Annotated in this window: 30 protein-coding genes and 1 tRNA gene; 10 read left to right on the forward strand and 21 right to left on the reverse strand. The window is 60.8% G+C overall.

Going from position 1 to position 26,844, the window contains the following annotated elements:
* Complete coding sequence (locus FZZ85_RS02390) at window positions 1–1,188, forward strand: NAD(P)/FAD-dependent oxidoreductase (RefSeq protein WP_226411828.1); 1,188 nt, start codon at window positions 1–3, stop codon at window positions 1,186–1,188.
* A gap of 51 nt (window positions 1,189–1,239) precedes the next feature.
* Here FZZ85_RS02390 and psaK read toward each other — a convergent pair whose 3' ends face one another.
* From psaK to FZZ85_RS02405, 3 genes are all read right to left on the reverse strand, one after another.
* The gene (psaK, locus tag FZZ85_RS02395; protein WP_226411830.1) at window positions 1,240–1,497 is read right to left on the reverse strand and encodes a photosystem I reaction center subunit PsaK; all 258 of its coding nucleotides are present in this window, start codon (window positions 1,495–1,497) and stop codon (window positions 1,240–1,242) included.
* A 68-nt stretch (window positions 1,498–1,565) separates the two neighbouring features.
* On the reverse strand, window positions 1,566–1,853 hold the full coding sequence (locus FZZ85_RS02400; RefSeq protein WP_226411832.1) for a DUF3593 domain-containing protein: 288 nt from the start codon (window positions 1,851–1,853) through the stop codon (window positions 1,566–1,568).
* Entirely contained in the window at window positions 1,850–2,143 is a 294-nt protein-coding gene (locus tag FZZ85_RS02405; protein ID WP_226411834.1) for a DUF2499 domain-containing protein, read from the reverse strand. The genes FZZ85_RS02400 and FZZ85_RS02405 overlap by 4 nt, the downstream gene beginning before the upstream one ends.
* A gap of 54 nt (window positions 2,144–2,197) precedes the next feature.
* Here FZZ85_RS02405 and csaB point away from each other — a divergent pair, with 54 nt between their 5' ends.
* On the forward strand, window positions 2,198–3,265 hold the full coding sequence (csaB, locus tag FZZ85_RS02410; RefSeq protein WP_226411836.1) for a polysaccharide pyruvyl transferase CsaB: 1,068 nt from the start codon (window positions 2,198–2,200) through the stop codon (window positions 3,263–3,265).
* Here the strand turns inward: csaB and FZZ85_RS02415 are convergent.
* The 12 genes from FZZ85_RS02415 to FZZ85_RS02470 all read right to left on the reverse strand — a co-directional run bounded on the left by FZZ85_RS02415 (window position 3,237) and on the right by FZZ85_RS02470 (window position 14,312).
* Complete coding sequence (locus FZZ85_RS02415; protein WP_226411838.1) at window positions 3,237–4,214, reverse strand: ABC transporter ATP-binding protein; 978 nt, start codon at window positions 4,212–4,214, stop codon at window positions 3,237–3,239. The genes csaB and FZZ85_RS02415 overlap by 29 nt on opposite strands.
* Complete coding sequence (locus FZZ85_RS02420) at window positions 4,211–5,041, reverse strand: carbohydrate ABC transporter permease (RefSeq protein ID WP_226411840.1); 831 nt, start codon at window positions 5,039–5,041, stop codon at window positions 4,211–4,213. Before FZZ85_RS02420 ends, FZZ85_RS02415 begins: the two co-directional genes overlap by 4 nt.
* 11 nt (window positions 5,042–5,052) lie before the next feature.
* On the reverse strand, window positions 5,053–5,919 hold the full coding sequence (locus FZZ85_RS02425; RefSeq protein ID WP_226411842.1) for a carbohydrate ABC transporter permease: 867 nt from the start codon (window positions 5,917–5,919) through the stop codon (window positions 5,053–5,055).
* A complete protein-coding gene (locus FZZ85_RS02430) occupies window positions 5,916–7,181 on the reverse strand; it encodes an ABC transporter substrate-binding protein (RefSeq protein WP_226411844.1) in 1,266 nt (421 codons plus the stop codon). Before FZZ85_RS02430 ends, FZZ85_RS02425 begins: the two co-directional genes overlap by 4 nt.
* Window positions 7,178–8,668, reverse strand: coding sequence for a glucosylglycerol-phosphate synthase (gene ggpS, locus FZZ85_RS02435; protein ID WP_226411846.1), 1,491 nt, complete (start codon window positions 8,666–8,668; stop codon window positions 7,178–7,180). The genes FZZ85_RS02430 and ggpS overlap by 4 nt, the downstream gene beginning before the upstream one ends.
* 52 nt (window positions 8,669–8,720) lie before the next feature.
* A complete protein-coding gene (locus FZZ85_RS02440; protein WP_226411848.1) occupies window positions 8,721–9,281 on the reverse strand; it encodes a peroxiredoxin in 561 nt (186 codons plus the stop codon).
* Window positions 9,282–9,293: 12 nt separating this feature from the next.
* The gene (rpmB, locus tag FZZ85_RS02445) at window positions 9,294–9,530 is read right to left on the reverse strand and encodes a 50S ribosomal protein L28 (protein ID WP_006850205.1); all 237 of its coding nucleotides are present in this window, start codon (window positions 9,528–9,530) and stop codon (window positions 9,294–9,296) included.
* A gap of 79 nt (window positions 9,531–9,609) precedes the next feature.
* Entirely contained in the window at window positions 9,610–11,514 is a 1,905-nt protein-coding gene (htpG, locus tag FZZ85_RS02450; RefSeq protein WP_226411850.1) for a molecular chaperone HtpG, read from the reverse strand.
* An 88-nt stretch (window positions 11,515–11,602) separates the two neighbouring features.
* Window positions 11,603–11,827 carry a ferredoxin family protein gene (locus tag FZZ85_RS02455; protein ID WP_226411852.1) on the reverse strand — a complete coding sequence of 75 codons (225 nt, stop codon included), beginning with the start codon at window positions 11,825–11,827 and terminating at the stop codon, window positions 11,603–11,605.
* Between the two features lie 25 nt (window positions 11,828–11,852).
* Window positions 11,853–13,031 carry an ATP phosphoribosyltransferase regulatory subunit gene (locus FZZ85_RS02460; protein ID WP_226411854.1) on the reverse strand — a complete coding sequence of 393 codons (1,179 nt, stop codon included), beginning with the start codon at window positions 13,029–13,031 and terminating at the stop codon, window positions 11,853–11,855.
* 22 nt (window positions 13,032–13,053) lie between these two features.
* Window positions 13,054–13,941, reverse strand: a complete 888-nt coding sequence (locus FZZ85_RS02465) for an inositol monophosphatase family protein (RefSeq protein WP_226411971.1) — start codon at window positions 13,939–13,941, stop codon at window positions 13,054–13,056.
* Window positions 13,942–13,943: 2 nt separating this feature from the next.
* Complete coding sequence (locus FZZ85_RS02470; RefSeq protein WP_226411973.1) at window positions 13,944–14,312, reverse strand: 2Fe-2S iron-sulfur cluster-binding protein; 369 nt, start codon at window positions 14,310–14,312, stop codon at window positions 13,944–13,946.
* Between the two features lie 53 nt (window positions 14,313–14,365).
* On the opposite strand from FZZ85_RS02470, the gene FZZ85_RS02475 reads away from it, so the two are divergent.
* A tRNA-Ser gene (locus FZZ85_RS02475) sits at window positions 14,366–14,452 on the forward strand.
* A 91-nt stretch (window positions 14,453–14,543) separates the two neighbouring features.
* Here the strand turns inward: FZZ85_RS02475 and pstB are convergent.
* Genes pstB through pstC form a run of 3 tightly spaced genes read right to left on the reverse strand, consistent with a single transcriptional unit; the run spans window position 14,544 to window position 17,252 of the window.
* Window positions 14,544–15,365, reverse strand: a complete 822-nt coding sequence (gene pstB, locus FZZ85_RS02480; protein WP_226411856.1) for a phosphate ABC transporter ATP-binding protein PstB — start codon at window positions 15,363–15,365, stop codon at window positions 14,544–14,546.
* 20 nt (window positions 15,366–15,385) lie between these two features.
* A complete protein-coding gene (pstA, locus tag FZZ85_RS02485; RefSeq protein WP_226411859.1) occupies window positions 15,386–16,303 on the reverse strand; it encodes a phosphate ABC transporter permease PstA in 918 nt (305 codons plus the stop codon).
* A gap of 1 nt (window position 16,304) precedes the next feature.
* Window positions 16,305–17,252, reverse strand: a complete 948-nt coding sequence (pstC, locus tag FZZ85_RS02490) for a phosphate ABC transporter permease subunit PstC (protein ID WP_226411861.1) — start codon at window positions 17,250–17,252, stop codon at window positions 16,305–16,307.
* 125 nt (window positions 17,253–17,377) lie between these two features.
* Between pstC and dnaK the strand changes: the two genes are divergently transcribed.
* From dnaK to murQ, 4 genes are read left to right on the forward strand one after another with little or no spacing between them, the layout of a single operon-like run.
* On the forward strand, window positions 17,378–19,369 hold the full coding sequence (gene dnaK / locus FZZ85_RS02495; protein ID WP_226411863.1) for a molecular chaperone DnaK: 1,992 nt from the start codon (window positions 17,378–17,380) through the stop codon (window positions 19,367–19,369).
* Window positions 19,353–20,249: a DnaJ domain-containing protein gene (locus tag FZZ85_RS02500; protein WP_226411865.1), complete on the forward strand. Its 897-nt coding sequence runs from the start codon at window positions 19,353–19,355 to the stop codon at window positions 20,247–20,249. The genes dnaK and FZZ85_RS02500 overlap by 17 nt, the downstream gene beginning before the upstream one ends.
* Before the next feature lie 43 nt (window positions 20,250–20,292).
* Window positions 20,293–20,736 (forward strand): DUF3110 domain-containing protein, encoded by a 444-nt coding sequence (locus FZZ85_RS02505; protein WP_226411867.1) that lies wholly within the window; start codon window positions 20,293–20,295, stop codon window positions 20,734–20,736.
* A gap of 3 nt (window positions 20,737–20,739) precedes the next feature.
* Entirely contained in the window at window positions 20,740–21,690 is a 951-nt protein-coding gene (gene murQ / locus FZZ85_RS02510) for an N-acetylmuramic acid 6-phosphate etherase (protein ID WP_226411869.1), read from the forward strand.
* Here the strand turns inward: murQ and mtnP are convergent.
* Complete coding sequence (mtnP, locus tag FZZ85_RS02515; RefSeq protein ID WP_226411871.1) at window positions 21,672–22,580, reverse strand: S-methyl-5'-thioadenosine phosphorylase; 909 nt, start codon at window positions 22,578–22,580, stop codon at window positions 21,672–21,674. The genes murQ and mtnP overlap by 19 nt on opposite strands.
* Window positions 22,581–22,620: 40 nt before the next feature.
* Between mtnP and FZZ85_RS02520 the strand changes: the two genes are divergently transcribed.
* Window positions 22,621–23,064 carry a peptidylprolyl isomerase gene (locus tag FZZ85_RS02520; RefSeq protein ID WP_226399732.1) on the forward strand — a complete coding sequence of 148 codons (444 nt, stop codon included), beginning with the start codon at window positions 22,621–22,623 and terminating at the stop codon, window positions 23,062–23,064.
* On the opposite strand, the gene ribBA is transcribed toward FZZ85_RS02520, so the two are convergent.
* Entirely contained in the window at window positions 23,065–24,723 is a 1,659-nt protein-coding gene (gene ribBA, locus FZZ85_RS02525; RefSeq protein ID WP_226411873.1) for a bifunctional 3,4-dihydroxy-2-butanone-4-phosphate synthase/GTP cyclohydrolase II, read from the reverse strand. It abuts the gene before it with no gap.
* A 73-nt stretch (window positions 24,724–24,796) separates the two neighbouring features.
* Between ribBA and argC the strand changes: the two genes are divergently transcribed.
* Window positions 24,797–25,870: an N-acetyl-gamma-glutamyl-phosphate reductase gene (gene argC, locus FZZ85_RS02530; RefSeq protein ID WP_226411975.1), complete on the forward strand. Its 1,074-nt coding sequence runs from the start codon at window positions 24,797–24,799 to the stop codon at window positions 25,868–25,870.
* Here the strand turns inward: argC and purN are convergent.
* Window positions 25,861–26,421, reverse strand: coding sequence for a phosphoribosylglycinamide formyltransferase (gene purN, locus FZZ85_RS02535; RefSeq protein WP_226411875.1), 561 nt, complete (start codon window positions 26,419–26,421; stop codon window positions 25,861–25,863). The genes argC and purN overlap by 10 nt on opposite strands.
* Window positions 26,422–26,493: 72 nt before the next feature.
* Between purN and FZZ85_RS02540 the strand changes: the two genes are divergently transcribed.
* Window positions 26,494–26,844, forward strand: a complete 351-nt coding sequence (locus FZZ85_RS02540) for a DUF1257 domain-containing protein (RefSeq protein WP_226411877.1) — start codon at window positions 26,494–26,496, stop codon at window positions 26,842–26,844.

A 26,844-nucleotide genomic window follows, 5' to 3' on the forward strand; every position in this document is an offset into this window, starting at 1 on the left:
ATGTCGGTTCTGATCGTTGGCGCGGGGCCGTCGGGTGCCCGTCTGGCGATTCAACTGGCGCGGGCGGGTGTTGAGGTCACCTTGGTGGATCGCTTGGTCGGTCCCCATCGCCATGCCTACTCCAGTGGTGCTCTGCCATTGGACGCTGTTCGTCGGCTTGGTCTGCCGGATGAAGCCATTGCCGCCACCTGGCAGGGCTGGCAACTGCACGATCCCTCGGGTCTCGTTCATCAGTGGTGGTCTGCGGGCGATCTGGGGGTGGTGCTCGACTTCGGTCGGCTTCGGTCCTGGCTCTGGGAGCAGGCGCGCCGCCATGGGGTGGAGCTGATTCAGGACTGCCGGGCTGCGCTGAGCTCGCTTACGGCGGAAGGGGCCAGCGTCCGGTTGAAGATGCGCGATGGGCAGACGTCATTGCGCTCAGCTCGTTGGCTGATTGATGCCACGGGTGCTCGCCGAGATCTGTTGCAGCAGGCAGGCCTCAGGCCCAATCCGGAGGATCCGCTGCTTCAGGGTATTGGCGTTGAGTGGTTGCTTCAGGCCGACGACCGTCAGGCTGCTGCCTGGCGGGATCGGATCAGTTTCTTCCTGGGCACCGCCTGGATCCCCCACGGATATGGCTGGATCTTTCCCATGCAAGGGCAACGGCTGAAGGTGGGCGTCTGTCATCTTCCACCGGCGGATCGATCGACTCCCGGCAGCCTGGCTGGGCCCCTTCAGCGCTTGATTCATCGCTGCGGCTTGAGCGCCTGCCCGGTGCTGGATCGCCATGGCGGTCCCGTGTCCAGCAGCATTTCCCGCACCGAACCGTTGGCGGCCGGGGCGCTGCTGGCGGTGGGGGATGCGGCTAGTTCCGCCAATCTGCTTGGGGGAGAGGGGATCCGCCATGCCATGGACAGCGCTGATCAACTGGCCGATCTGTTGATCGCTGAAGGGCTTTGGGGAGATTCCACGACGATGGCTCGTCGCTACCAACAGCAGCTCAAGGCCCAGCGGAGTTGGCGCTGGTTGGTGTCTGGCCGGCTGGCGCGGCGCACCTGGTGGGGCCTCGACAATCCAAGGGCGGATCGGCGTCTCCAACGACTGATCCATGGGCTTTCTGTTTCAACAGAAGCTCCAGCTCTCTCCGATCTGTTGTTCGACTACAACTTCGAGCGTTACGGCTTTCGTCTGCTGCCGTATCTGCTCTGAGCCAAGAGTTGTTTCAGGGAGAAGACTGGCTCCTCCCCAAAGTCATGTGCTTCAGAGCACGCCGCGGGCGGCCAGACCCTGGATGGCGCCGATGCCGATGATGTGGCCCAGGCTGGTGGTGCCGAGCAGGGCTGCGTGGCCCATTCCGCCGAAGAAGGAGGCGTTGGGAAGTCCAGCACCAACGTTGGGGTGCTTGATCGTGGCCTTGCCGACCATGATTGCAACCACATTGCAGAGGATCATCACCAGGGCGACCTTGGGAGACCAGGACACGGTGGCGGGAGCGATCGCGAAAAGGTGGGTCAGCATTCGAGCCAATGAGCGACACCTCATCTTCCGGTGAACGAGACGCCTTGCCTGACTCTCTTAAGAGATGTTCACCCTTTTTTGGCGGTTGGTAACAACAGTCCGATCACCAAAACCGTATTGCTGAGGGTGAGAAAGGCTTCTGCCCCACCATGTAACCAGTCGATCTCCACCAGTTCTGCTGAGCAGCAGCGCAGGGCGGCAATGGCGGCAACAATCGTGACGGCCACAAACAGCAGGGTGAGCTGGAAGCCCCGTTCCGCCATCAGCGGAAGCGCCTCACTTTCCCGGAGCCAGTACAGAAACAGCAGATAGGGGATCAGCGAGGCGGCGAACAGCGGTGCGGGATCAAAGCTCATGGAGCGCTGACTCCGTCCACCACCCGGCGTCGTTGGAGCTGCCAAGCCGCAAAGGCCAGGGTGCAGTTGCCGATCACAGTGAACAGGGCCTGAAGGGTCACCAGGCCCCGCAACGCTTCGCTGTTGTCAAACAGATGCCAGGTGCAGGCGGCCATTGCACTCACGAGGGCAGGAAGCATGGCCCAGGCCATCCCGGGCAGCCCGCGCCGATGCATCAACACGATCGCAACGCACCACTCGACTACGGAGGCGACGTGGATCCACCAGGTTCCGAGCGACAACGTGTGCATGCCCTGAATCCTAGGAATCGGTTGATAATGCTCGGAGTGAACAGGCTTCTGCCCGTGGTCCGCCCCACTGCGCCTGTATTGCTGCTTTGCGGCTACTACGGAGAGCACAACCTTGGCGACGACGCACTGCTTCAGGTGCTGGTGTCATCACTTCCCCATCCGCACCAGCTCCTGATTACCGCCCGCGATCCAGCACCCGTTCTGGCTTTGGCTCCGTCGGCTCAGACGGTGAATCGTCGTTCTTTATTGCTTTGCCTTCGTGCGGCTTTGCGGGCGGATGTGCTCCTGCTTGGTGGCGGGTGCCTGCTGCAGGACAGCACCAGTTTCAGCAGCCTTGTCTACTACCTCCTGCTTATGGCTGTTGCCCGCCTCGGTGGCGCCCAGGTGGTTCTCTGGGGGCAGGGCCTTGGACCCTTGCGGCGTCGGATCAGTCGACTGTTGGTTCATACGGTTTTGCCCTTCTGCAAGGCAGCGAGTTGGAGGGATCAGCGCTCCTTTGATTGGGCTCAGTGCTGGGCCCCAAAGCTGCCGATGGTCCTCGCTGCCGATCCGGTCTGGCAGATGCCGGCGCGCTCTTGGCTCGGTGGCGACGCCATCGTGCTCAGCTGGCGTCCGACACCTCTGCTGGATCACTTGGGGTGGCGTCGCTTGACGGAAGCCCTGGATCGGCTTAGTGCCGACTTGGAGGCGCCGGTGATCTGGCTGGCGTTCCATCACACCCAGGACGCACCGCTGCTGCAGCGCCTGAGTGATCAAGGTCTGCTGCCGGCGCGATTGAAAGCGCGCAGCTCAACCCTTGTGCCCCAGTCCCTGGAAGCTGTGTCCGACTTGGTGCAGCGGGCGCGCCTGGTGCTTCCGATGCGCTTGCATGCCCTGATCCTGGCCCGACTTGCCAACAGCCCCATGGCTGCCCTCAGCTATGACCCGAAGGTGGAGGCCGCAGCAGGCATGGCCAACGTGCCTTGCACGCCATTGCGGTCCCTTCCCTCTGTGGATGATCTGCTGACCCTTTGGCGGGCAGAAGTTGATCGTCCAGCGGATCCTGATCAGACCGAAGCCTTGCGTCGCCAGGCGTCAGCGCACAGCGAGCTTCTCAATCGGATGGCAGCCGACGGCCGCTGACGGCATCAAAGTGGTGCTCGCTAGCGCTGGGCCAACTGACGCGCGGTTCAGCCTCAATTTCTGTTTCTCCGGGGCAGACCAGCCGTAGGTCGCCGCGATCGCAGCGCACCAGCAACATCTGGTTGGCTCCGAACCATTCACGGCTGAGGATCGTGCAGGGCGAGCCAGCGGAATCGAGCCTCAGGTCGTCCGGACGGATGCCCGTGATCACCCCGTCCTTGGCTCGCAGCAGGTTCATTTGCGGGCGGCCGATGAACTGGGCGACATAGGTGCTGGCCGGTTGCAGGTACAGCTCACGGGGCGTTCCGATCTGTTCGATGCATCCCTCGCGCATCACAGCGATGCGATCTGCCAGCGCCATTGCCTCCTGCTGGTCATGGGTGACGTAGACCACAGGCTGTTCACCGCCAATCATCAGACGGCGCAATTGAGGTCGCAGGTCCTCGCGCAACTGGGCATCCAGATTGCTCATAGGCTCATCGAGCAGGTAAACGAGGGGATCTCGCAACAGGGCGCGGGCTAGGGCGACGCGCTGGCGCTGTCCGCCGGACAATTGTGAGGGCCGTTGCCGGGCCTGCCCGCTCAGCTGCAACACCTCCAGGACGCTGCGGATCCGTTCATCGCGGGCGCCGGCGGTGCCGCCCCGCATTCGCAGCCCCAGTTCGAGGTTCTCCCACACATTCAAATGCGGGAATAGGGCATAGCTTTGAAACACCATTCCCACACGGCGACGTTCAGCGGGCACGTCAACCATCTCCGCACCATTGATGCGAATCGACCCTTGATCGGGGTGATCGAGTCCGGCAATCAGACGCAAGGCCGTGCTTTTCCCACAGCCGCTGGCCCCAAGCAGAGCGACGCACTCGCCGTTCGCCACATCGAGACAAAGCTGGTTGAGAACCTGACGCTTGCCGAAGCGCTTGTTGATGGCCCGAAGTTGCAGTGTCATCCCTTGATGGATCCGTTGGTGAGTCCACTGACGATCTGGCGCTGGAACACCAACACCAGCACCAGAAGAGGAATGGCACCGAGCACAGTGGCTGCTGCGTAGGTGCCGTAGGGGACCGAATAGGTCGATGATCCCGCAATTCGTGCCATCGCTACCGGCAATGTGAGCAGATCGCTGCGGCTCAGCCAGGTAAGGGCCACAGGATATTCGTTCCAGGCAAACAGGAAAACCAGGATCGCCGTGCTGGCGGAGGCTGGTGCAATCAAGGGGAGCAGCACCCAACGCAGCCGCTGCCACAACGACAGACCCTCCAGCTTTGCCGCGTCTTCGAGATCGTTGGGCAGGGCTTCAAACGCAGCCGTCAGCAGCAGCAGGGCCAGTGGCATTGACAGGGCGCTGTAGGGAATGGCGATGGCGATTAGGTTGTTGCCCAGCGCAAAGGTGCGGGCCAGTTCGAGCAGAGCCAGGAACAGAAGCACATAGGGAAACAGGGCGGCTCCCACTACCGCGGCTCTAAGGCTTCCCCTCCAACGGTCCGGGAGTTTGGCCATGCCGTAGGCGGCTGGGATGGCGAACATCAAGGTGAGCAGTGTGGTGAGGGAGGCCACAAAGCTGCTGTTGAACAAGTAACGCCAGAACGGCGGATCAGTCGTGAGCAGATCCCGGTAGTTGTTGAGCGTCCAACGGCTCCAGAAGCTCAGTTGGTCATTGACCAGGGCATCTGCGGTGGTGAAGGAGCTCACCAACTGCCACAGCATCGGACCCAGGGACCAAACCATCAGCAGTGCAATCCAGAAGGTGCGTCGTGTCATTGATCCGCGTGTCATCGGTTTATCCGTCATCGGTCCAGGGGCCTGAGCAAACCGCAGCTCCTCAGCAGCAACGTGCCAGCCAGGATCAGCGCGGTGAGCAGCAGAAATCCTGCGAGCATTACCGTGGCGCTGTAGCCGAAATCAAGAAAGCGCATGCCGTTGAGGTAGGCATAGAGGGCGATACTTTCGGTGCTGCCAGCGGGGCCACCACCGGTGAGCACCTGGACAAGATCGAACACCCCGAAGGCCTGGGCCAAGCGGAACAGAAGGCTCAGGAGGATGTAGGGGAGCAACAGTGGCAAGGTGACCCTGCGAAGCCCCTGAAGGGGGGTTCCCCCTTCCAGGCGAAATGCGCTGTAGAGGTCCTCGGGAATGCTCTGGAGCCCCGCCAGAAGAATCAGTGTGATGAAGGGCGTTGTTTTCCAGACATCGGCAAACACGGTTACCAGCCAGGTGATCGATGGGGTTGACAACAGATCCAGAGAGTTGAGGCCAAGGCTTCGTACCAGCACCTCGATCGGGCCGTAGGGGGTGTTGAAGATCCAGCGCCAGCCCAGGGCCATCATTGTGGTGGGCAGGGCCCAGGGCAGCAGGGTCAGGGCACGAACGGCGCCTCTACCGCGCCAGCGCTGATGGAGCAGCAGCGCAATGGCCATGGCCAACAGCAGCTCCAAACCCACGGAGATCAGAGCGAATCGCGCGGTCTGTCCGGCATCCAGCCAGAAGCGCTGATCAGCCACCAGTCGCAACCAGTTGGCCCCGCCGTTGGCCACCGGTTCAAGGCCGGTGAGAACTGAATCAGCGTGGAAGCTCAGCCAGGCGTAGCGAAGCATCGGCCAGCCGAAGACCACCGCAATCAACAGCAGCGCCGGAGCAGCCAGGAGCATGGTCATGGCGTGGCTCCCGCAGCACGCAGCAGGGTCTGGCTCCGCTGCTGACTGGTGGCCATGGCCTCATCGGCGGACTCGGCATCGGTGAACAAGCCATTGAGTTCTCGCTGCACCACATCGCTCAGCTGGGCGTAAAGCGGGGTTGGCGGACGAACCACCGCATGGTTCAAGGCCACCAGGAGATCCGGCAGCACGGGGGAGGCCTTCAGCATCTCCGGGTCGTTGAACAGATCCGCCTGGATGGGGGTGTAGCCGTTGTTGAGAAATCTCGCCCTCTGGGCGGATTCGCTGGTGAGGTAGCGAATCGCTTCCACCGCTGCCTTCTGGTGCTCCGATTGCCGCATCAGGCTCAGTCCCCAGCTGCCGAGGGTGGCTCCGGGACGTTCACCCGGTTGGGCCACCATCAGGCCGATGCCGACGTTGCCTTTCACCTTGCTGTCGTCCTTCTGCAGTTCAGCCCAGGCGTAGGGCCAGTTCCGCATCAGAGCGGCATCCCCGGCTTTGAAGGCCTGAAGCGACTCTGCTTCGGCGTAATTGGTCACGGCGTAAGGGCTGACGCCTTTGCGAATCAGATCGTTCAACCATCCCGCCGCGGCTGTCGCCGCAGGCGTATCGAGCTCCATGGTGTTGGTGGTGGTGTCCATCCAGTCACCGCCGAAGCCCTGCAGCACTTCAAGAAAGTCGCAGCTCAGACCTTCGTACTGACGCCCCTGCCAGACAAAACCGTTAGCAACGGCTTGGCTCTGCACCAGCTGTCCAGCAATGTTCACCAGCGCGTCGGGCGTTGTCGGTGGCTGATCCATCAGATCCGTGCGCCAGTAGAGCAGCCCCACATCGGCCACAAGGGGCCAGCGGTAGAGATGGCCGTCGTAGTTATTGCCGAGCCGTGCCCCTTGCACAAGTTGTTCTTCGTCGCCCGGATCAAACCAGGGATCCAGCGGTTCCAGCCAACCGGCGGCTGCATATTTTGGCAGCCAGGTGACATCCATCAGCAGCGCGTCGAACGGCGCATCCCCAAGGAGAAGACTGCTGATTGCCAGATCTGAAATCGATTCCGTGTTCAACGGACCTCGAATCAACTTGAGATGAATCCGGCCGCGATGCTCGCGGTTGAAGGCCTTCACCAAATCAGCACTGGCATCGGTGAAGGACGAGGGCATGAGGATGCTCACCTCCTCCGCTCGAAAGGAGGCTGATCCAACCAGAGCTCCCAAGGCCATCACCAGAGCCAGGGCGCCGCCTGCGAGCCAGCGGCGCAGGTTCATTCCGAGGTCGAGGACGACAGACCAGAGATCTGTTCATCCGCCCAGTCGCTAACTGTGTAACTCTCCACGGCATCGGTCATGCGGCTCATTCGGTCGCGTTGTTCTTCTTCGTCCATTTCCAGTGCCGATTCGATGGCCTCATCCATGCGGCGATTCGAATAGGGATTGGTGAGCACGGCGCCATCGAGCACAACCGAGGCTCCGGTGAATTCAGAGAGCACAAGAACCCCGCCTCGGTTGCGTCGAGCAGCGGCATATTCCTTGGCCACAAGATTCAGGCCATCACGCAGCGGTGTGATCCAGCAAACATCGGCATGGCAGAACCAGGCGATCATTTCGTCGTAGGGGATCCGGCGGGTGGAAAAGCGGATGGGGACCCAATCGATCTGGCTGAAGCGGCCATTGATGCGGCCGGCCATTTCTTCGATCGACCGTTGAGTGTCTTCGTAGATCTTCATTCCACCGGCAGCGGCCACACAGGCCAGCATCAGCACCACCTGCCCATGCAGATCCTTGCGTCGTTCCAAGAGACGTTCAAAGGCCAGCAGTAACTCTTCGTTCCCCTTGGTGTAATCCACCCGACTGGCGGAGAGGATCAGCTTTCGGCCTTTTTTGGTGTCTTGAACGATCAATTCGCCGTGGCTTTCAACCGACGGGCTCCAGCACAACTCCTGAATCAGATCCGGTGAGGTGCCCACGGGAGAGCTGAGGAGCTGAATGGTGCGGCCATTGTGCTCGAGGTGACTGGTCACCGTGCCTTCCGAAAGAGCGGTGCCGACCTCGATGAATTTCTTGTCCACCGGGATTTTGGGGCCACGTTTTGCGCCAACTAGAGTGATGGCGGCACGGGCAAAGTTTTCTGTGTAGCGGGGAATGTGGAAGCCGACGACATCACAACAGAGCAAGCTTTCCAGAATCTGCTCACGCCAGGGAAGGATGGCGAAAACATCATTTCCTGGAAACGGAGTGTGATGGAAAAAGGCAATCTTTAGGTCGGGACGCTCCGCTCGGATGTATCCCGGAGCCAACCAAAGGTTGTAGTCGTGCACCCAAATTGTTGCACCTTCAGCGGCTTCCGCACAGGCCGCCATGGCAAAGCACTTGTTGACTTCTTCAAAGATCTTCCAGTTCGCATTGTTGACATTGAAGTAAGTTGGAAATGTATGGAGAATCGGCCAGAAGCATTCTTTTGAGGTGATGTGATAAAAACTGGAAATCTGCTCATCTTCCAGGGGGATCCTGCACAGAGTGAATGGCGAAGGGTTGTCCATTTCAAACCGTTCTGTGCCCTCATTCGACTGATCATCGACGCGTCTCCAGGCAATCCAGGTTCCCTTTTCGCAGCTTCGAAAAAGATTGCGAAGTGTCGGGATAATTCCGTTAGGGCTTTTCTGATCGACCCATATTCTTTTCCCGTTCTTGTCTCTTGATTCGTCGAACGGCGTGCGGTGGTAGAGGATTACAAACGAACTCTGACCCTCACCCATTTATTCGAACAGCGCTTCGTTTGATCCACCTTTCAGCAAAAGGCCTTTTTTGTCAAACGGTGGCTGTCTTCTGAAAAGACCTCAACGAATCCAGCACCTCCCGGGCGTGAGCGTTGGGTCGAACCGCCACCCAACGCTCACGCAAGACTCCTTCGGGATCGATCAGGAAGGTGTGTCGTAGTGAGTATGGCGCCATCCAGGACCCGTAGGCCTTGCTCACGGTTCCGTCTGGATCGGACAGCAGGGGGAAGCTCAACCCCTCGCTTTCACAGAAAGATTCATGGTCGTCAACGCTGTCAGCACTGATGCCGATGACCTCGGCCCCAGCCTGAAGGAAGTCGGAGTGGAGGCTTTCGAAGCCCCTGGCTTCGATCGTGCATCCCCCGGTGAAATCCCTTGGGTAGAAGTAAACCGCCAGCCAACGGCCGCGAAGATCACGGCTGCCCCATTGCTTCCGATCGGGTTCGGACTGGCTGGATCCGGGCAGATCAAAATCGGGAACGGTCGTGCCCGTTTCCAAAACAACACCCCCGAGGGCCGAAGCCCTCGAGGGTGAAAGGCTCAGGGCTGCAAGGAATAGGCCGGACTTGACTAATAATTCCCGCCGATTCACCCGTTCATGATCTCAGATCTTGGCCAGGTTAATGCCCAGAGACTTGGCATAGGCGCCCAGGCCTTTCTTTTGGATGGTTTTCAGAGCGCGGGTGGTGACACGCAGCTTCACCCAGCGGTTGCCTTCCGCCCACCAGAGGCGACGCTGCTGCAGGTTGGCCTGCTGCAACTTCTTGGTGCGGATGTGGGAATGGCTCACGGCCATGCCGTTGTTGGCGCGAGTACCGGTGAGCTGACACACCCGTGACATGACGATGTCCTTCTACTGAGAGGTTGTTTGGAGCCGAGAGACCAGTTCCAAAGAATCAACCTAGCAAAAGGTCTTCAGCTCAAAGTCCCCTCTGCATTAGGGCACCCATCAATTCAGCGCTGCGGGTCTGGAATCCGGCCAGCTCATTGGGCTCAAGCCCCCCGACGCCCAGCCGCGCCATGTCATACAGATGGCACGCCACATCCTCGGCCAGGCTTGCGGTTGGAGACGTTTCCGCCGCTCCTACTAATACGCCCCCGGCACGCAACTTCAGCATCCCCTCCACAATGGGGTGACGACGGTTCACCAGCAGAACGTGATGCTCGGGAAGGCCCGGCAGGCGTTGGTCCATCAAGGCGCCCATGTCGTTCAGCCGGCGCATTTGTTCCGGCAGAAGGATCATCGCTGGTGGTGCCCCTTCGGCTTTCAGTGCCTGCACCTGAACGTCCACCTTGTCGTTGGCCAGTGCCGCTTTGATCAGATCCCGCAGTCGGTCGGACTCCGTCGTGCCGTCTTGATCGGTGAGTTCGACATCGTTGTCCTTCAGGCTCTCGTCCAGTTCCGAATCGACACGCTGGAAGGTGAGTTCCTCATGGCGATGCTCTAGCCAGGGGATGAACTGGGTGTCGATTACCGTCTCCAGCTTCAGCACCTCCGCGCCCTGGGAGGTCCAGAGGTTGAGTGCTCCGGACTGGGCAACGTCATCGGTGCTGTAGAGCACGCGCTTGTTCTGATCAGCGACCAGTCGGCTGCGGTATCCCTCCAGGGTGGTGAAGGCACGGCCTTCGCAGGCGATCGGGTCAGCGTCGTCCCCGTCCCCTGCTGCAGCGGTGGTGGCGAACAGGATTAATTCAGACACCTGCTCGGCGAATTTCTCGTCCTCCATGGCGCCGATCTTCACGAAGGGTGCCAGAGCATCCCAAGCCTCGGCGTAGCTATTGGGATCCTCCTTTTTGAGGATCCGCAGCCGGTCGGATACTTTTTTGGCGACGAAGTTGCCAATGGAGCGAACGCGTCGGTCGGTCTGCAGGGCGCTACGGCTCACGTTTAAGGGGATGTCGGGCGAATCGATCACCCCCCGTAGGGGCAACAGATAGCGCGGCACGACCTCCTTGATCGAATCGCTGACGAACACCTGGTTGCAATACAGCTTGATTTCCCCCTTCTCCCAGTCGGCACGACCGGTCTGTTTGGGGAAGAAAAGAATGCCCTGAAGGTTGTAGGGATAGTCGGTGTTGAGGTGAACCCAAAGCAGGGGGTCGCCCTGGAAGGGATACAGGTAGTGGTACAGATCGATGTAGTCCTGATCACTCAGATCTCTGGCGGTTTTGCGCCAGGGGGCATCCATTTTGTTAATGGTTTCCCCTTCCAGCTGCACCGGTACTGCCATGAAGTCGCAGTAGGTGTTGATCAGGGTGCGGATCCGAGCCGGTTCGAGATATTCGAGCTCGTCCTCCATCAGATGAAGGATGACGTCCGTACCGGGCTGGTCTTTCTCGGCGGAAGTGAGGCTGAAGTTCGGGGAACCATCACAGCTCCAGCGCAGGGCTTCAGCGTTGGGCCGGGCTGAACGGGTCAGCAGCTCCACCCGCTCGGCCACCATGAAGCTGGAATAGAAGCCCAGGCCGAAGTGGCCAATGATGGCGTCGTTTTCCTGCTTGTACTTCTCCAGGAAATCTTCGGCACTGGAGAAGGCCACCTGATTGATGTAGCGCTTCACCTCATCGGCGGTCATGCCGATGCCGTTGTCGCTGATGGTGACCGTCTTGGCTTCCCGATCCACAGTGATCCGGATGGCGCCGTCGTCCCCTTCGCTGCAATCGCCAGCCATGGCGGCCATCCGGCGCTTGCTGATGGCGTCCACCCCATTGCTGACAAGTTCCCGCAGAAACACCTCATGGCCGGAGTAAACGGCCTTCTTGATGATCGGGAAAATATTTTCGGTGTGGATCTGAATCTGACCCTGTTCCTCCAGCACCGCCATTCCTTTGCTGCGAAAAACCAGACATTAGGGACAGGTTTTACCCCGGCTCAACGGCTGTTTCATGGGGGTCTCCGTACCTCCTTCTGGTTCAGGGCGTCTTCTGGAGGTCAGGACGCTCTTCGGCAACGATGGCCCCTTCAACGGGACACACCTGAAGGCAAATGCCGCAATCGATGCAGGTGTCGAAATTAATCCAGTAAAAGTCGGTTCCCTTTTTGTTCTTCCCTTCTCCTTGGTCAATGCAGGCCACAGGACAGGCATCAACGCAGTCAGCGATGCCTTCGCAGACGTCAGTGACGATTGAATGAGCCATAGAGGTCCTGCTGAACAGCGGGATCCTAAGGATCGACCCAATCCAGCTGCAGATCACCCTGGGCCTTCGCTTGCTGTTCAGCCTCCTGCTTGGACGCCAATGCTTCAAGGGCCATCACTGCTGTTCGTCCCTGTTGATGCCAGCTGCGCTGACGCTCCATGGCGGATTCCAGATTCGAGGCCGTTGAAAACGCAACGAGAACATCGGGCTGATGATGTGCGGCAGCATCCAGGTCCGAAATCATTTCGCGGATCGGGTCGATCGCCAGACTGAACCCAGCGCCAAAGGCGCGGTAATCCTTTGCGCCGCAACGGCTTACCAGATCGTCGTAGCGGCCGCCGCGGGCAATCACCACCGGTGAACTGCGGCCATCACAGACCAGCTGGAATACCAGGCCGGTGTACAGCTCGAAATGGGGTTGGAAGGTTGGGTCGAGCTGGATGGTCACGGCCTGCGCCTGAGCCGCCAAGGCGAGATGGACACAGAGGCGACGCAACTCCTCGAAAACCGGCTGTTCCCCGCAGAGGCTGGTGAGCTGCGCCAGCACCTGGTCGGCGGTGCCGCGGCAGTCCATCAGGGAGAGCAACCTGCTCTTCTCTTCCTCGGCGAGATCGAAGCTCTCGATGGCCAATCGGTCGAAATCGATCAGTGCCGTGCGGATCTGATCGCGCAACGTGCCGCTGAAGGGACGGAGTACCAGATCCATCAGGGCGGTGTGGCCCAGCAGCAACCTCGGCTTCTGACTGGCCTGCAGCCCCAGGGTCTGAATGGAGGCCATCAACAGGCTGAGCAGTTCCATCTCCGCCTCACTGCCACTGACTCCGAAAAGTTCAACGCCGCTCTGAAGGTTTTCTTCAATGCACTGTCCCCCCTCATCGGCGGAACGGGTGCGGAACACAGTGCCGGAGGCCCAGAGCCGCAGCGGTCTCTGGCGATCTGCAAATCGGGTGCAGGCGGCTCTGGCGATGGATGCCGTCATCTCTGGTCGCAGCCCGAGGGGGTCATCCGCCACCAGACGAACAATGTCTGAACTGTCGATGGCACCGCCGGCCATCAGGGTGGCAAGGCGTTCCACCCGGGGTGGAGATACCTCGTCGTAGCCCCAGAGGCGGTATACCGACGCCAGACGTTCGGTCAGCTGTCGGTTGGTCTCCACCTGACGTGGATTCAGATCCTTTGCGCCAGCTGCAGGTTGCAGCGCCATCTCACGTCCTCTCGGCCACGCCTCAGGATCCCATGGCCGTGACCTCGGGCGCACCGAAAGCGGCTCCAGACAGTGGTTTCACCTGAGACAAACCATCGGTGATCGCAGCATGCAGGCTGGCACCAGCGGCAACGACCCGGCCACTGGAGAGGTCGAAGGGTTGATGGCCATACCCGGTGACGGTTCCACCGGCCAGATCCACCAACGCAACTCCAGCTGCCAGATCCCAGGGAGACAAGCCCCGTTCCCAGTAGCCGTCCTGGCGGCCAGCGGCCACAAAGGCCAGATCCACCGCTGCAGCACCGCCCCGGCGCACGCCGTGGGTGCGATGGGTGAACCAGCAGAACTCGGCGTAGTTGTTGTCGAGACGGGTGTGTCGGTCGTATGCGAAACCGGTCACAAGCAGGGAGTCCTCGAGCCGATCGCAGCTGCTCACCTGCAAGGGGCTGTGGTTGCAGAACGCTCCGATCCCCGGCGCTCCCCAGTACATCTCCTTGAGAAAGGGCACAGCGATGGCCCCGAGAATCGGTTGCTGGCCCATGGTGAGCCCGATCGATGTTGCAAAGAAGGGATAGCCGTGGGCGAAGTTCGTTGTTCCATCGAGGGGGTCAACACACCACCTCAGGCCGTCCTGTTGTCCGGTTGCCCCGCTTTCCTCTGCCAGCACAGCAATCTCAGGGGTCTGCTCCGCCAGCAGCTTCAAGACGATGCCCTCGGCCGCAACGTCAGCATTGGTGACCAGGTCGCCGATGCGGCCTTTGCTTTCGATGGACGACAGGCGCCCGTAATGGCGCATCAGTTCTTGGCCGCCGGCATCGGCCGCTGAGCGGGCCACGCCGACAAGACGCTCCAGTTCGCTTGGGGTGAGACCGCCCTTGCAGGCGGCCCGGCTGCACATCGATTCCTGCATGCTCACTCCTCCTCAAGGGGAATTCGTTCGGTGACGCGCCCTTTGCCGAAGTGGCGACCGAACTGGAGCTCGTACACCTCATCCTCATCCTGGGTTTCAGCCTCCAGGGGGCCGACGGCGCGGGCAACGCATAGAAGGCCGTAGCCCTTGGCCCTCAGCTCCTGCGACAGACCCATGGCTTCGCGCTGGTCGAGGCTGCCGCTCTGCACGTGAACGGCGCACTCAGTGCAGCATCCGTTCCTGCATGAGAAGGGAAGTGGGTCTCCCTGCTCTTCAAAGCTCTGCAGGATGTAGTCCCCCTCAGGGACGTCGTGGCTGATGGTGCGACCCTCCTGGCGCCAATGAATCGTGATCCTGTGGCTGGGACGCATGTAGGTCATCTGGCAGTGCCCTGCTACATTCTCACCTGCCCCATTTAGCCGGTGGAGAGCTGGCCGAGTGGTCGAAGGCGCAGCACTGGAAATGCTGTATAGGGGCAACTCTATCGAGGGTTCGAATCCCTCGCTCTCCGCTTCTCCGGTCCTTAAGGGCCGGATTTTTTTTGCCGTTTTCGAGGTTTAAAAGCCCACTAGGGCCCTGGTCGGGGCCCGCTGACAGAACGATCAGCCGAAACGACCAGAGACGTAGTCCTGGGTGGCCTGCTGTTGGGGGGCGTTGAAGATTTTGTCTGTGTCGTTGAATTCCACGAGGTAACCCACCTTTCCGGTTCCGCCTTCAACGGCCTCTGCGTTGTAGAAGGCAGTCATGTCGCTGACACGGACGGCCTGCTGCATGTTGTGGGTCACGATCACGATGGTGAAGCTCTTCTTGAGCTCATGCATCGTCTCCTCGATCTTCAAGGTGGAGATGGGGTCGAGGGCTGAACAGGGCTCATCCATGAGGATTACCTCCGGCTGGATCGCGATCGTGCGGGCGATGCAAAGGCGCTGTTGCTGTCCGCCGGACAGCGAACAGCCGCTCTCGTTCAGCTTGTCTTTGCACTCATCCCAAACCGCCGCCTGGCGCAGTGATCGTTCAACAAGCTCATCCATGTCTCCCGCGTAGCCGTTGATGCGAGCGCCAAAGGCGATGTTGTCGTAGATGCTCTTCGGGAATGGGTTCGGTTGTTGGAACACCATCCCAATTCGGCGGCGCACTTCCACGGGATCAATCCTGGGCCCGTAAAGGTCAACGCCCCCAAACAGAATGCTTCCCCTAAGTGAGCAGCTTTCGATCAGATCGTTCATCCGATTCAATGAACGAAGCACCGTTGACTTTCCACAGCCGGATGGGCCGATGAAGGCTGTGACCTTGCCTCGGGGAATCTCGCAATAGACGTTTTTGACGGCTTCAAAATTACCGTAGCTGATCGTGACGTTTTGAAGGGAAAGAGCGACGTCTTCGTTGTGGGACTCGGTGGCTTGAGGCTGTTGAAGAATCGTCATTGTTTTAAGTGGGAAGTGGTTTATTTGGCAGCAATTCGCGCCAGCCAGCGCGAGAAGAGGTTTAGAGCTAAAATCATCACCACGAGTACAAACGATGCGGCCCAGGCCAACTCGTTGTGGAATTCGTAAGGCATGATCGCGAAGTTGTAGATCATCACGGAGAGTGTCGCGATGGGAGCGAAGATCCCTTCCGGTGTGAGCAGATCCGACCAAAACGGTGAGAACAGGGCCGTGAAAATCAAGGGAGCCGTCTCTCCTGCTGCTCTGGCGATGCCAAGAACCACCCCTGTTGCAATTGGAGTTAATGCGGCAGGGAGCGTGATTCGAACAATAGTGATGAATCGGGATGCCCCCACGCCCAAGGCACCGCGACGTAGATCGTCGGGCACCAGCTTCAGGCCCTCATCCGTTGTTTTGATCACTGTGGGAATCATCAGCACAGCTAGTGCCGCGCCGCCAGCCACGGCGCTATAGGCGTTCCCGAACAGAATTCGGCTGGTGACGATTGTTCCGTAGATGAACACACCGGCGATGATCGACGGCACCCCGGCAAGCACATTGGTGCCAAATCGGATGAACTGAGCGAACCATCCCGAGCGGGAGTATTCAGCCAGAAAAATGCCACCTCCGACGCCTACTGGAACGGCAATCAATGCAGCTATAGCCGACACAACCAGGGTTCCAACGATGGCATTGGCGATGCCACCTTCTTCGAGGCCTGGCGGCGGAGGAAGTTGCGTGAGCAGGGCCAGGCTGATCTTGCTGCCCCCCTGGATGAGCACATAACCCAGCACCAGGATCAGGGGCAGGACAGCGATGACGGCAAACAGTGCCGCCAAGAACGAGAGTGCCCCGCTGCTGATGTTTCTGCGTTGAAAGGGCTTGTAGCTGAGGTCAGGTACTGACCCGGCTTGGTTGTGGGTGAGCGTCTGTGTCATGTCAGTACTTCAGGCTTAAACGCTTCACGATCCACTGGGCAAAAATATTCACGCACAAGGTCAGAACAATCAGCACAAATGCTGCATACATCAACGATGACACCTGTGAACCATCCGCCTCACCAAATTGATTGGCCAACATCGCCGCAATGGTGTTTCCGGGTGCCAGCAGCGACACACTGAAGTTGTTCGAATTGCCGATGATCATCGTGACGGCCATGGTCTCGCCCATGGCACGACCCAACGCAAGCATCACACCTCCGATGATCCCGGAAATCGCTGCAGGGAGAATTACATTAATGATTGCGCCCCAGCGTGTTGTGCCAACCCCATAGGCCGCCTCGCGGAGTTGTGGTGGGACCTGATTGAGGCAATCACGGGAAATCGCCGTGATGATTGGCAGGATCATCACTACGAGGATCAACACTGCAGGAATGGTGCCTGGACCCATTGGCGGGGTGCTGAACAGGGGGAACCAATTGAACAGTTGATAGAGAAGTTCGAGACCAGGCCTGATGAATGGTTCCATCACAAAAATGGCCCAGAGGCCAAGCACCACTGATGGAATCGCTGCAAGTAGTTCCACCATCAGGCCGATCACGTCACGAATCCCTTTGGGAATGATGTTTTCGGTGATGAAAATGGCCGTGCCGACCCCGAGGGGCACCGCAATTAACAAGGCCAGCAGAGATGTGATCAAGGTGCCGTAGATCGCAGCCCCGGCCCCGTACTGATCGTCAACCGGATTCCAGTCCGAGGTGACCAGAAATTGCCAGCCGTAGCGGGCCATTGAATCCAGGCCCCCTTGGAAAACGACCACAAGGATGGAGAAGAGAACGATCGCCACGACGGAAGCCATGGCGATGGCGAGATTTCTGAAACTGTTGTCCACCAACTTTTCCGCCGGTGGACGGCTTCGGAGCAAGTAACGACTGTCCAGGTCGGACATGCATCCAAGGGCGTGCTTACACAACGTATGACCCGAACCGCTGGAGGTCATCAAGAATGGTTTAAGAGGGGGGGCTGGAGCCAATTTGGACCTGCCGTTAGCGTGGGGATCAAGTTTTCAGGGATATGGGGCGGATCGTCGGAATCGATCTGGGGACCACCAATTCGGTTGTCGCTGTGCTGGAGGCAGGTCGTCCCCACGTGATCGCCAATGCCGAGGGCGGACGAACCACCCCATCCGTTGTCGGATACACCAAGGATCAGGAACTGCTGGTCGGGCAACTGGCCAGGCGCCAGCTGGTGCTCAGCCCCCGCAACACCTTTTCCAACCTGAAGCGGTTCGTTGGTCGTGACTGGGACGAACTGGAGGACAGCAGCCTGTCTGTGCCTTACACGGTGCGTGCCAATGAACAGGGACAGGTCCGGGTGCCCTGCCCTGTGACCGAGCGGGAGTACGCGCCTGAAGAACTGGTTGCCAGCATCATTCGCAAGCTTGTCGATGATGCTTCCACCTACCTGGGTGAACCGGTAGAAGCCGCGGTGGTCACAGTCCCCGCCTATTTCAATGATGCGCAGCGTCAAGCCACCCGCGACGCCGGACGCTTGGCGGGGATTTCGGTGGAGCGCATCCTCAATGAGCCCACGGCGGCTGCCCTGGCCTACGGATTTGATCGCAGCGCCGTCAAGCGGGTGCTGGTTTTCGACCTGGGTGGAGGCACTTTTGATGTGTCGCTGCTGCGCATAGCCAACGGGGTTTTTGACGTCAAGGCGACGAATGGCGACACCCAACTCGGCGGCAACGACTTCGATCAGCGCATCGTCAACTGGCTGGCCGATGCCTTTGAGGAGGAGCACAAGGTTGATTTGCGGCGCGACCGTCAGGCGTTGCAGCGGTTGACGGAAGCCGCTGAAAAAGCAAAGCAGGAACTATCCGGCGTGCTGAGCACACCGATTTCGCTGCCGTTTATTGCCACCGGCAGCGAGGGGCCGCTTCACATTGAGACGCGTTTGGACCGCGCCACCTTCGAAGGGCTCTGCCCGGATCTGCTCGACCGTCTGCTGAGTCCGGTTCAGGCGGCCCTACGCGACTCCGGCTGGGCGGCCGACGACATCGATGACGTCGTGCTGGTGGGGGGTGCCACTCGGATGCCGATGGTGCAGCAGCTGGTGCGCACCCTGGTGCCGATCGATCCCTGCCAATCGGTGAATCCCGATGAGGTGGTGGCGATCGGTGCTGCGGTGCAGGCCGGAATCCTCACCGGTGAACTCAGGGATTTGCTGCTCAACGACGTCACCCCCCTGTCGCTCGGACTGGAGACGATCGGTGGATTGATGAAGGTGCTGATTCCGCGCAACACGCCGATTCCGGTTCGCCAGTCCGATGTGTTCAGCACCTCGGAAGCCAATCAGTCGTCCGTGGAAATTCATGTCTGGCAAGGGGAGCGCCAGATGGCGACTGACAACAAATCCCTCGGTCGTTTCCGTCTCTCCGGGATACCACCGGCCCCGCGCGGGGTGCCCCAGGTGCAGGTGGCCTTTGACATTGATGCCAATGGCCTGCTGCAGGTCAGTGCCACAGACCGCACCACGGGGCGCAAGCAGTCGGTGTCGATCCAGGGCGGCTCGAACCTCAACGAGGAGGATGTGACCGCTCTGCTGGCGGAAGCCGAGGCCAGAGCTGACGAGGACCGGCGCAAACGCAACCAGATTGAACGCCGCAACCGGGCTCAGACCTTGCTTGCCCAGGCGGAACGGCGGCTGCGGGATGCCTCGCTCGAGTTGGGGCCCTATGGAGCCGAACGTCAGCAACGGGCCGTTGAAATGGCCATGCGTGACGTGCAGGATTGCCTCGCTAACGACGACCTTCAGGAGCTTGATCTCTGCGTGAGTGGTCTGGAGGAGGCGTTGTTCGGGTTGAACCGTCGTCTGTCGGCGGAACGTCAGGCCGATGGCAGTCCGCTTCAGGGCATTCGCAACACACTGGGCTCCCTCAAAGATGAGTTGTTTGCCGATGACTGGGACGACGACCCCTGGGGTCCCCCCAGCCGTCCGGGTGAACGTGGCCGTGGTCTGAGCCGTCGTGATCCTGCACCTTGGGACGATGACTTCTACCGCTGAGCCTGATTACTGGTCTCTGCTGGGGGTCGATGCCGACTGCACGGATCAGCAACTGAAACGGGCCTTTCGCCGGGAAGCACGCCGCTGGCATCCCGATCTCAATAGCAATGACCCCGTTGCTGAGGAGCGCTTCAAGTTGGTCAACGAGGCCTATGCGGTGCTCAGCGATCCCCGCCGGCGTGATGCCTGGCAGCAGGGGGGTGGATCCAGCGCGGATGTCGCCGATCCTTTCGCGCAGGGCTTCCCTGATTTTGAGGACTACCTCGATGTGATCTTCGGCGGCGGATCAGCTCGATCGGGCGCTGAGGTTGAGGCAGAGCCCGATCCACCTTTCCGAAGTCCGGTGTCGGCACCGCCGCCACCGCCTCCGGTGCGTGCTGTGGAAGATCTCGAGTCAGTGGTTCATCTCACCCCGGAGCAGGCGCTCCAGGGAACCGTGGTGGAACTGACGCTCGATGACGGCACGATGATCGAGCTGAATACACCCCCCTTCGCAGGGGATGGCTGGCGTCTGCGGCTTGAAGGCGTTGCCCCCGGTGGCCGTGATCATTTCCTGCAGCTTCGGGTTGTGACCGACGACGGGCTGCGGATTGACGGTCTGCGCGTGCTCTACAAGTTGATGCTCTTCCCGCCGGATGCGGCGCTGGGCTGTGCTGTAGATGTGCCGACTCTGGATGGACCCGTGACGCTGCAGGTGCCTCCAGGCTCATCGAGTGGACGTTTGCTGCGGCTGCGGGGGCGCGGTCTGCAGCTGGATGACGAGCGGGGGGACCAGTTGGTGGAGATTGTTGTGGTGATCCCTTCGGATCTGGGCGATGCGGAACGGGCCCTCTACCGGCGGCTTCAGGAACTGGCGAGCGAATCTGAGCAGGGTGGTTGACGATGGGTGAGACTCCGGACCGGTTGATCTGACGGTTTTCTCGATGCGCGTCCACGTCCTGCTCTTTGATGCCGGTACGGAAAGCGAAGGCATCCACTCGCTTGAAATCGCCGGACGGACGGTGGTTCTGTTGTTTGAGAACCCCGACGATGCCGAGCGTTATGCCGGTCTTCTGGAAGCCCAGGATTTTCCTGTCCCCACGGTGGAGGCCCTTGACCGAGAAGATGTAGATCTGTTTTGCCGTGAGGCCGGCTATGAGGCTCGCTTGATCGAGTCGGGTTTTGTGCCGAGCAACGATGAGGAGCGTCTGTTTATGGCACCGCCTCAGAGCAACCGCGATGTGAGCAATTGGCAAGACGACGCTGGTTCTGACGACGCCATGGCTGGGCAGCAGGCTGTGGAGCCAGTACGCCAGGGACTGGAGACCGAATCGGAATCGAATCCTGAACTGGATGAGCTGCGGCGGCGCCTGGAGGGGCTGCTCTAAGCCATGGCCGTGTTTGACCCCGATCTGCAACCCTCCAGCGACCGCGGCAATCTGCTCACCGAGCAGAGCAACCAGCGAAGTTCAAGCCTGGATCAACTCGACACACTGGCGCTGGTTGAATTGTTTGCAGACGAGGATCGTCGCCCCCAGGAAGCAGTCGCCGCGGTGGCTCCAGTCCTGGCCCAGGCGGTTGATGCTATTGCCGAGCGTCTCCGTACCGGTGGCCGCCTCTTCTATCTAGGTGCTGGCACCTCTGGACGGCTTGGGGTGTTGGACGCCGCGGAATGTCCGCCCACCTTCTGCAGTGATCCTCAGCAGGTACAAGGCGTTCTCGCCGGTGGCTCCGCTGCGCTGCTTCGCAGTTCTGAAGGGCTTGAGGACATTGAGGCTGCCGGTCGCGCTGACCTGGAGGAGCGGGGCTTCTGCGCCAAGGACTGCCTTGTGGGCATCGCTGCCGGTGGCACCACCCCTTACGTGCTTGGTGGACTGGCTTTCGCGACAAATATCGGCGCCCTTGCCATCGCCATTGCCTGCGTTCCGACGGAGCAGGCCCCTTTGCCCTGCGACATCGACATCCGCCTCCTCACAGGCCCTGAGTTGCTGACGGGGTCCACTCGGTTGAAGGCTGGAACAGCCACAAAACTGGCGTTGAACACCCTCTCCACCGCCGTGATGGTGAAGTTGGGCAAGGTCTATGGCAATCGGATGGTGGATGTGGCCGCCAGCAACAGCAAGCTGGTAGACCGCTCATTGCGGATTCTGCGTGATCTGGCTGGCGTGGAGCGGGAGCGGGGGCTGACGCTGCTGGAGGACGCCGGCGGATCGGTGAAACTCGCCTTAATGATGGCCGCTGCCGTGTTGTCGGTGGATCAGGCCAAAGCTCTGCTGCTGCAGCACGACCAACAGCTGCGTCCAGCCCTGGACGCCTGCGGCGCTCAACTGGCGGAGGCCTGATTGAAAGTTCCCCAGTAGGGGGCGGTAAACAGATCGAGGTTGGAGCGGGTGTGCGCTGGCACCTGATGCTTGGGTGTGATCAGAGCATTGGCGAGGGCTGTGTGGGCTGGCGAGGCGGGGGGCTCGTGCTTGAGCCGCTGCATCAACCCAGTCAGGATCGGTTCGGTGGCCGAGGCGTTGGCCTGGAGGTTGCCGATAACCATCTCCACCGAGACGGCGTCATGGTGCTCGTGCCAGCAATCGAAGTCGGTGACCATGCTCAGGGAGGCATAGGCGAGTTCGGCCTCTCGGGCCAGGCGGGCTTCGGTGTGATTGGTCATCCCGATAACCGAACAGCCCCAGGAGCGGTAGAGCTTGCTCTCCGCCCGGGTGGAGAAGGCGGGTCCCTCCATGCAGAGATAAGTGCCACCGCGGTGCAGCTGTCGACCCTCCGGTAAGCCTTGCTCGGCGGCATCGGCTAGGAGGGCACTCAACTGGGGGCAGAAGGGGTCCGCAAGACTGACGTGGGCGACGCAGCCGTTGCCGAAGAAACTGGCGGGTCGATCACGGGTGCGGTCAATGAACTGATCGGGCACGACCATGTCGCGCGGCTGCAGATGCCCCTGCAGCGATCCCACCGCCGAGAGCGAGATCAGCCAGCGCACCCCCAGTGAACGCATGGCCCAGATATTGGCTCGGTAGGGCACTTCACTGGGGAGCAGATGGTGATGGCGGCCGTGGCGTGCCAGAAAGACGGTCTCGACCCCCTCGAGCTCTCCCAGTCGCAATTGATCGGACGTTGCCCCGAAAGGGGTATCGACCGTGCGTTCCTCAACTTGGCTCAAGCCGGGGATCGAATAGAGGCCACTGCCGCCGATCACACCGACGCGGGCTTTGGAGAGGTCGGGCATGGTCGGCGTCTCTTTACACTCCAGTTTTGCTCGCGCCAACATGACAAAGGCCTTGATGGACACTGAAGCAGGCCTGATCGAGCTCGAGCTGTTCGAAGCCGATGCACCGAACACAGTCGCCAACTTCGTGAAGCTGGCCAAGGACGGCTTCTATGACGGTCTTGCCTTTCACCGCGTCATCCCCGGCTTCATGGCCCAGGGAGGATGCCCAAATAGTCGTGAGGGCGCCCGAGGCATGGCTGGTACTGGAGGCCCCGGTTATCAGATCGATTGCGAGATCAACCAGCAGAAGCACCAGGCCGGTACCCTTGCCATGGCACATGCCGGTCGCAACACGGGTGGCTCGCAGTTCTACATCTGCCATGAAGGCCAGCCCCACCTCGATGGCGTGCACACCGTGTTCGGTCACACCGGCAACATGGATGTGGTGCTGAAGCTCGCCAACGGTTCCAAGATCAACAAAGTGACGATCCAGGAAGGCTGATTAGCTCCGGGTCCAGTGCAGCAGTGACGGGCCGTTTTCCAGCAGTCCGTCACTGCCCAAGTTGATCAACTCATTGAGTTGATGCTCCACCCGTTCGAGGGTCTGGGGAGGGTGCAGGGCCATCCGCTCTGTAGGAACGCGCATCAGCCCCACACGTTCGGTCGCTGCCAGGGCCGCCAGACTCTTGAGCAGGGGGGCTGCATCAGCTCCGTCGGGAATCAATTTCCACACAAATTGCGGTCTATCCCAGAGCGCTAATAGGCGTGGTTCATGCAGGGCCTCGAGGCTGAAGCCCTGGCGTTGGGCGATGGCTTCCACTTCCTGGCGAATGGTGGGCCAGCTTTCCGGGCCCACGTTCACCGCCAGTGCCAGCACCACGCAGGGACTCTCGGATTCGAACAGGTGCCCGAGCTTCTCTCGCTTGGCCGCTAAATAGTCTGCGTTGTGAGCGCCAGGGTCCATCACCAGCGGCACTCGTTCCTCCACCTGCAGGCCATAGCCGCCGAGGCCGGCGATCTTGCGAGGGTTGTTGGTGAGCAGCCGCAGCCTGTGGATGCCGAGGTCGGAGAGGATCTGCGCGCCAACGCCGTAGTTGCGCAGATCAGCCGGGAATCCGAGCCGCTCATTGGCTTCAACGGTGTCGAGCCCCGCTTCCTGGAGGCTGTAGGCCTTCAATTTATTGATCAGGCCGATGCCCCGACCTTCCTGGCGCAGGTAGACGACCACACCCTCGCCCTCCGCCTCGATTTGGCGCAGGGCCGCCTCCAGCTGGGGCCGGCAGTCGCAGCGCAGTGAGCCGAAGGCATCACCAGTGAGGCATTCGGAATGCATGCGCACCAGCACGGGTTCGCTCAGGGAATTGGGCTCGCCCTTGATCAGTGCAACGTGTTCGGAGCCATCCAGTTCGTTGCGGTATCCCACCGCCTGAAAGCTGCCGAAGCGGCTGGGCAATTGGGCCTGAGCCATGCGGCAAACGAAGCGCTCGTTCTCCAGCCGGTAGCGGATCAGGTCAGCAATGCTGATCAGCTTCAGCCCCCAGCGATCGGCATAGCTGCGCAGCTCCGGCAAGCGAGCCATGGAGCCATCACTGTTCTGGATTTCACAGATCACTCCGGAGGGGCTGAGGCCCGCCAGCTGAGCCAGATCTACGGCGGCTTCGGTGTGACCGGCCCGTTTGAGCACGCCGCCGGGGCGGGCTCGCAGGGGAAAGATATGCCCGGGCCGGCGCAGTTCCGCTGGCCGTGTGGCTGGGTTGAGGGCCACCTGAATCGTCGCGGCGCGGTCTTCGGCGGAGATGCCGGTGGTTACCCCATGTTCGATTCCGGCATCGATGCTCACGGTGAAGGCCGTTTCATTTGCATCGGTGTTGCGGTCCACCATCAGCGGCAGATCCAGTTCGTCCAGCCGCTGACCCTCCATGGCAAGACAGATCAGGCCCCGTGCCTCGGTGGCCATGAAGTTGATCGCTTCCGGGGTGGCGAACTGGGCCGCGCAGATCAGATCACCCTCATTCTCCCGTTGTTCGTCGTCCACCACGACAACGCACTCCCCATTGCGGATCGCCGCAAGGGCGTCGCTGATGGCATCGAACGCGATGGGTTCGTTCGTGGGGTCAAGGGAACTGGGATTCAGGAGCCTGGTCGTCGGGGATGACTTCATTATTGATCTCTGTACGATCGACCGTTGGCTGGTTGGTTCAATGGCAGGCAGGAAAAAGTCGGCGGTTGAAGCGATGGCAACGGTGAAGGGCGGACGGGTTGCTGTGATCGGCGCCTCCGGCTACGGCGGCCTGCAGACCATTCGTCTGCTTCAGGGCCACCCGGGGCTTTCCGTCAGCTTTCTGGGTGGTGAACGCAGTGCTGGTCAACGCTGGAGCTCCGTCTGTTCCTTCCTGCCCCTGCCGGACGACCCAACGGTGGAATCGGCGGATCCGGATCGGATTGCGGCCTGCTCCGATTTCGCTGTACTGAGCCTCCCTAACGGCCTGGCCTGTCAGTTGGCACCACAACTGTTGGAGCGGGGTGTGCGGGTGGTGGATCTCTCCGCCGACTTCCGCTACCGCTCTCTGGAGCAGTGGCGGCAGGTCTATGCCAGGGAGGCCGGCTCCCTCAACCGTCAGGACGCTGAGCTCTGCAGCAGTGCTGTCTACGGCCTGCCGGAATGGAACGGCCCCGCCATCGCTGACGCGAAGCTTGTCGCAGCTCCCGGTTGCTTCCCCACCGCCAGCCTGCTGCCTCTGCTGCCGTTCCTTAAGCAGGGTCTGATTGAGACGAGCGGCATCATCATTGATTCCAAGACGGGCACCTCTGGCGGGGGGCGGGTGCCGAAGGAGGCGATGTTGCTGGCGGAGGCCTCGGAATCCATCTCGCCCTACGGCGTCATCGGCCATCGCCACACCTCTGAGATCGAGCAGATGGCGATGGAGGTGGCTGGCCAGGAGGTGCGGCTTCAGTTCACGCCTCACCTGGTGCCGATGGTGCGTGGTCTGCTTTCTACGGTCTATGCCCGCTTGCGCGACCCCGGACTCACCGCGGAGGATTGCACCACGGTTCTAGATGCGATCTACCGCCACCACCCCTGCGTTGAAGTCCTGCCGGTGGGCACCTACCCCGCCACCAAGTGGGCGCGCCACACGAACCGTGCCCTGCTGTCCGTTCAGGTGGACAACCGCACGGGCCAGCTGGTGTTGATGAGTGCCATCGACAACCTGATCAAGGGCCAGGCCGGGCAGGGCGTGCAGTGCCTCAACCTGATAGCGGGTCTTGCCCCGGAGACGGGGCTGCCGTTGCAGTCGTTCTATCCCTGACGCCAGGTTGGCTGCAGGCCAGCCAATGCCCTGGGCAGGAGCAGATGTTCCTGCTCCTGAATCCGTTTGGCGAGCCTGGCATGGTCATCCCCTTCGAGGACTGGAACGGCGGCCTGGGCCAGGATCGGGCCGGCATCCAGCTCCTCGGTGACGATGTGCACCGTGCAGCCGGTGAGCTTCACCCCGGCCTTGAGGGCCTGCCCGATGGCGTCCAGGCCACGGAAGCTGGGAAGCAGTGAGGGGTGGATGTTGATCAGGCGATCGGAATAGCCGCTGATCAACACATCGGTGACGATCCGCATCCACCCTGCCATCACCACCAGCTCCACCTGGTCGGTACGAAACAGGCGCACCAATTCGCCGTCTAGCTCGCGCCGGTCCTTGATCAGGCGATGGTCGAGCACCGATACGGGAATGCCGAGACGCTCCGCACGCTGCTGGGCGCCACAGCCCGGATTGTTCACCACCAGCCGCTGGATCCTCGCGTTTAGGTCCCCCGCCTGAATCGCCAGGGCCAGGGCCTCGAAGTTGCTGCCGTTTCCGGATGCCATAACCCCCAGCTGCAGCGGGGCCTGGTCAGCTTGATTGTCGTGGCTAGGGTCAGTCAAAGCGGGGTTCGGTCCATGTCCCATCTCTCCATCCTGCCGACTGTCTTCACCGACCTCGAGCGTCTGGTTCAGGCCCTTTGTGATGAGGGCTTCAAGGTGGAGCGAACGACCGAATTGCAGGGGTTCGCGGACGACTCCCATTCCGTTGATGTGCTCGCGTTTCAGGGCTCAGCCATGCCCCTGGGGTGGACCCAGCGAGAGAATGGAGCGATCGTGATGCATGGCGACATTCAGCGAATCAGCCACCAGCCGGGGCTTGAACAGCGCTTGCAGAGACTGACCCGCCGCTACGCCCTGCTCCATGCCATCGACCAGGTGCGCCTTGATGACATGGGTTCCGCGAAACTGATTGTGCAGACCCACTGA

The sequence above is a fragment of the Synechococcus sp. MU1642 genome (assembly GCF_020514115.1).
Classification (GTDB): Bacteria; Cyanobacteriota; Cyanobacteriia; order PCC-6307; family Cyanobiaceae; genus Parasynechococcus.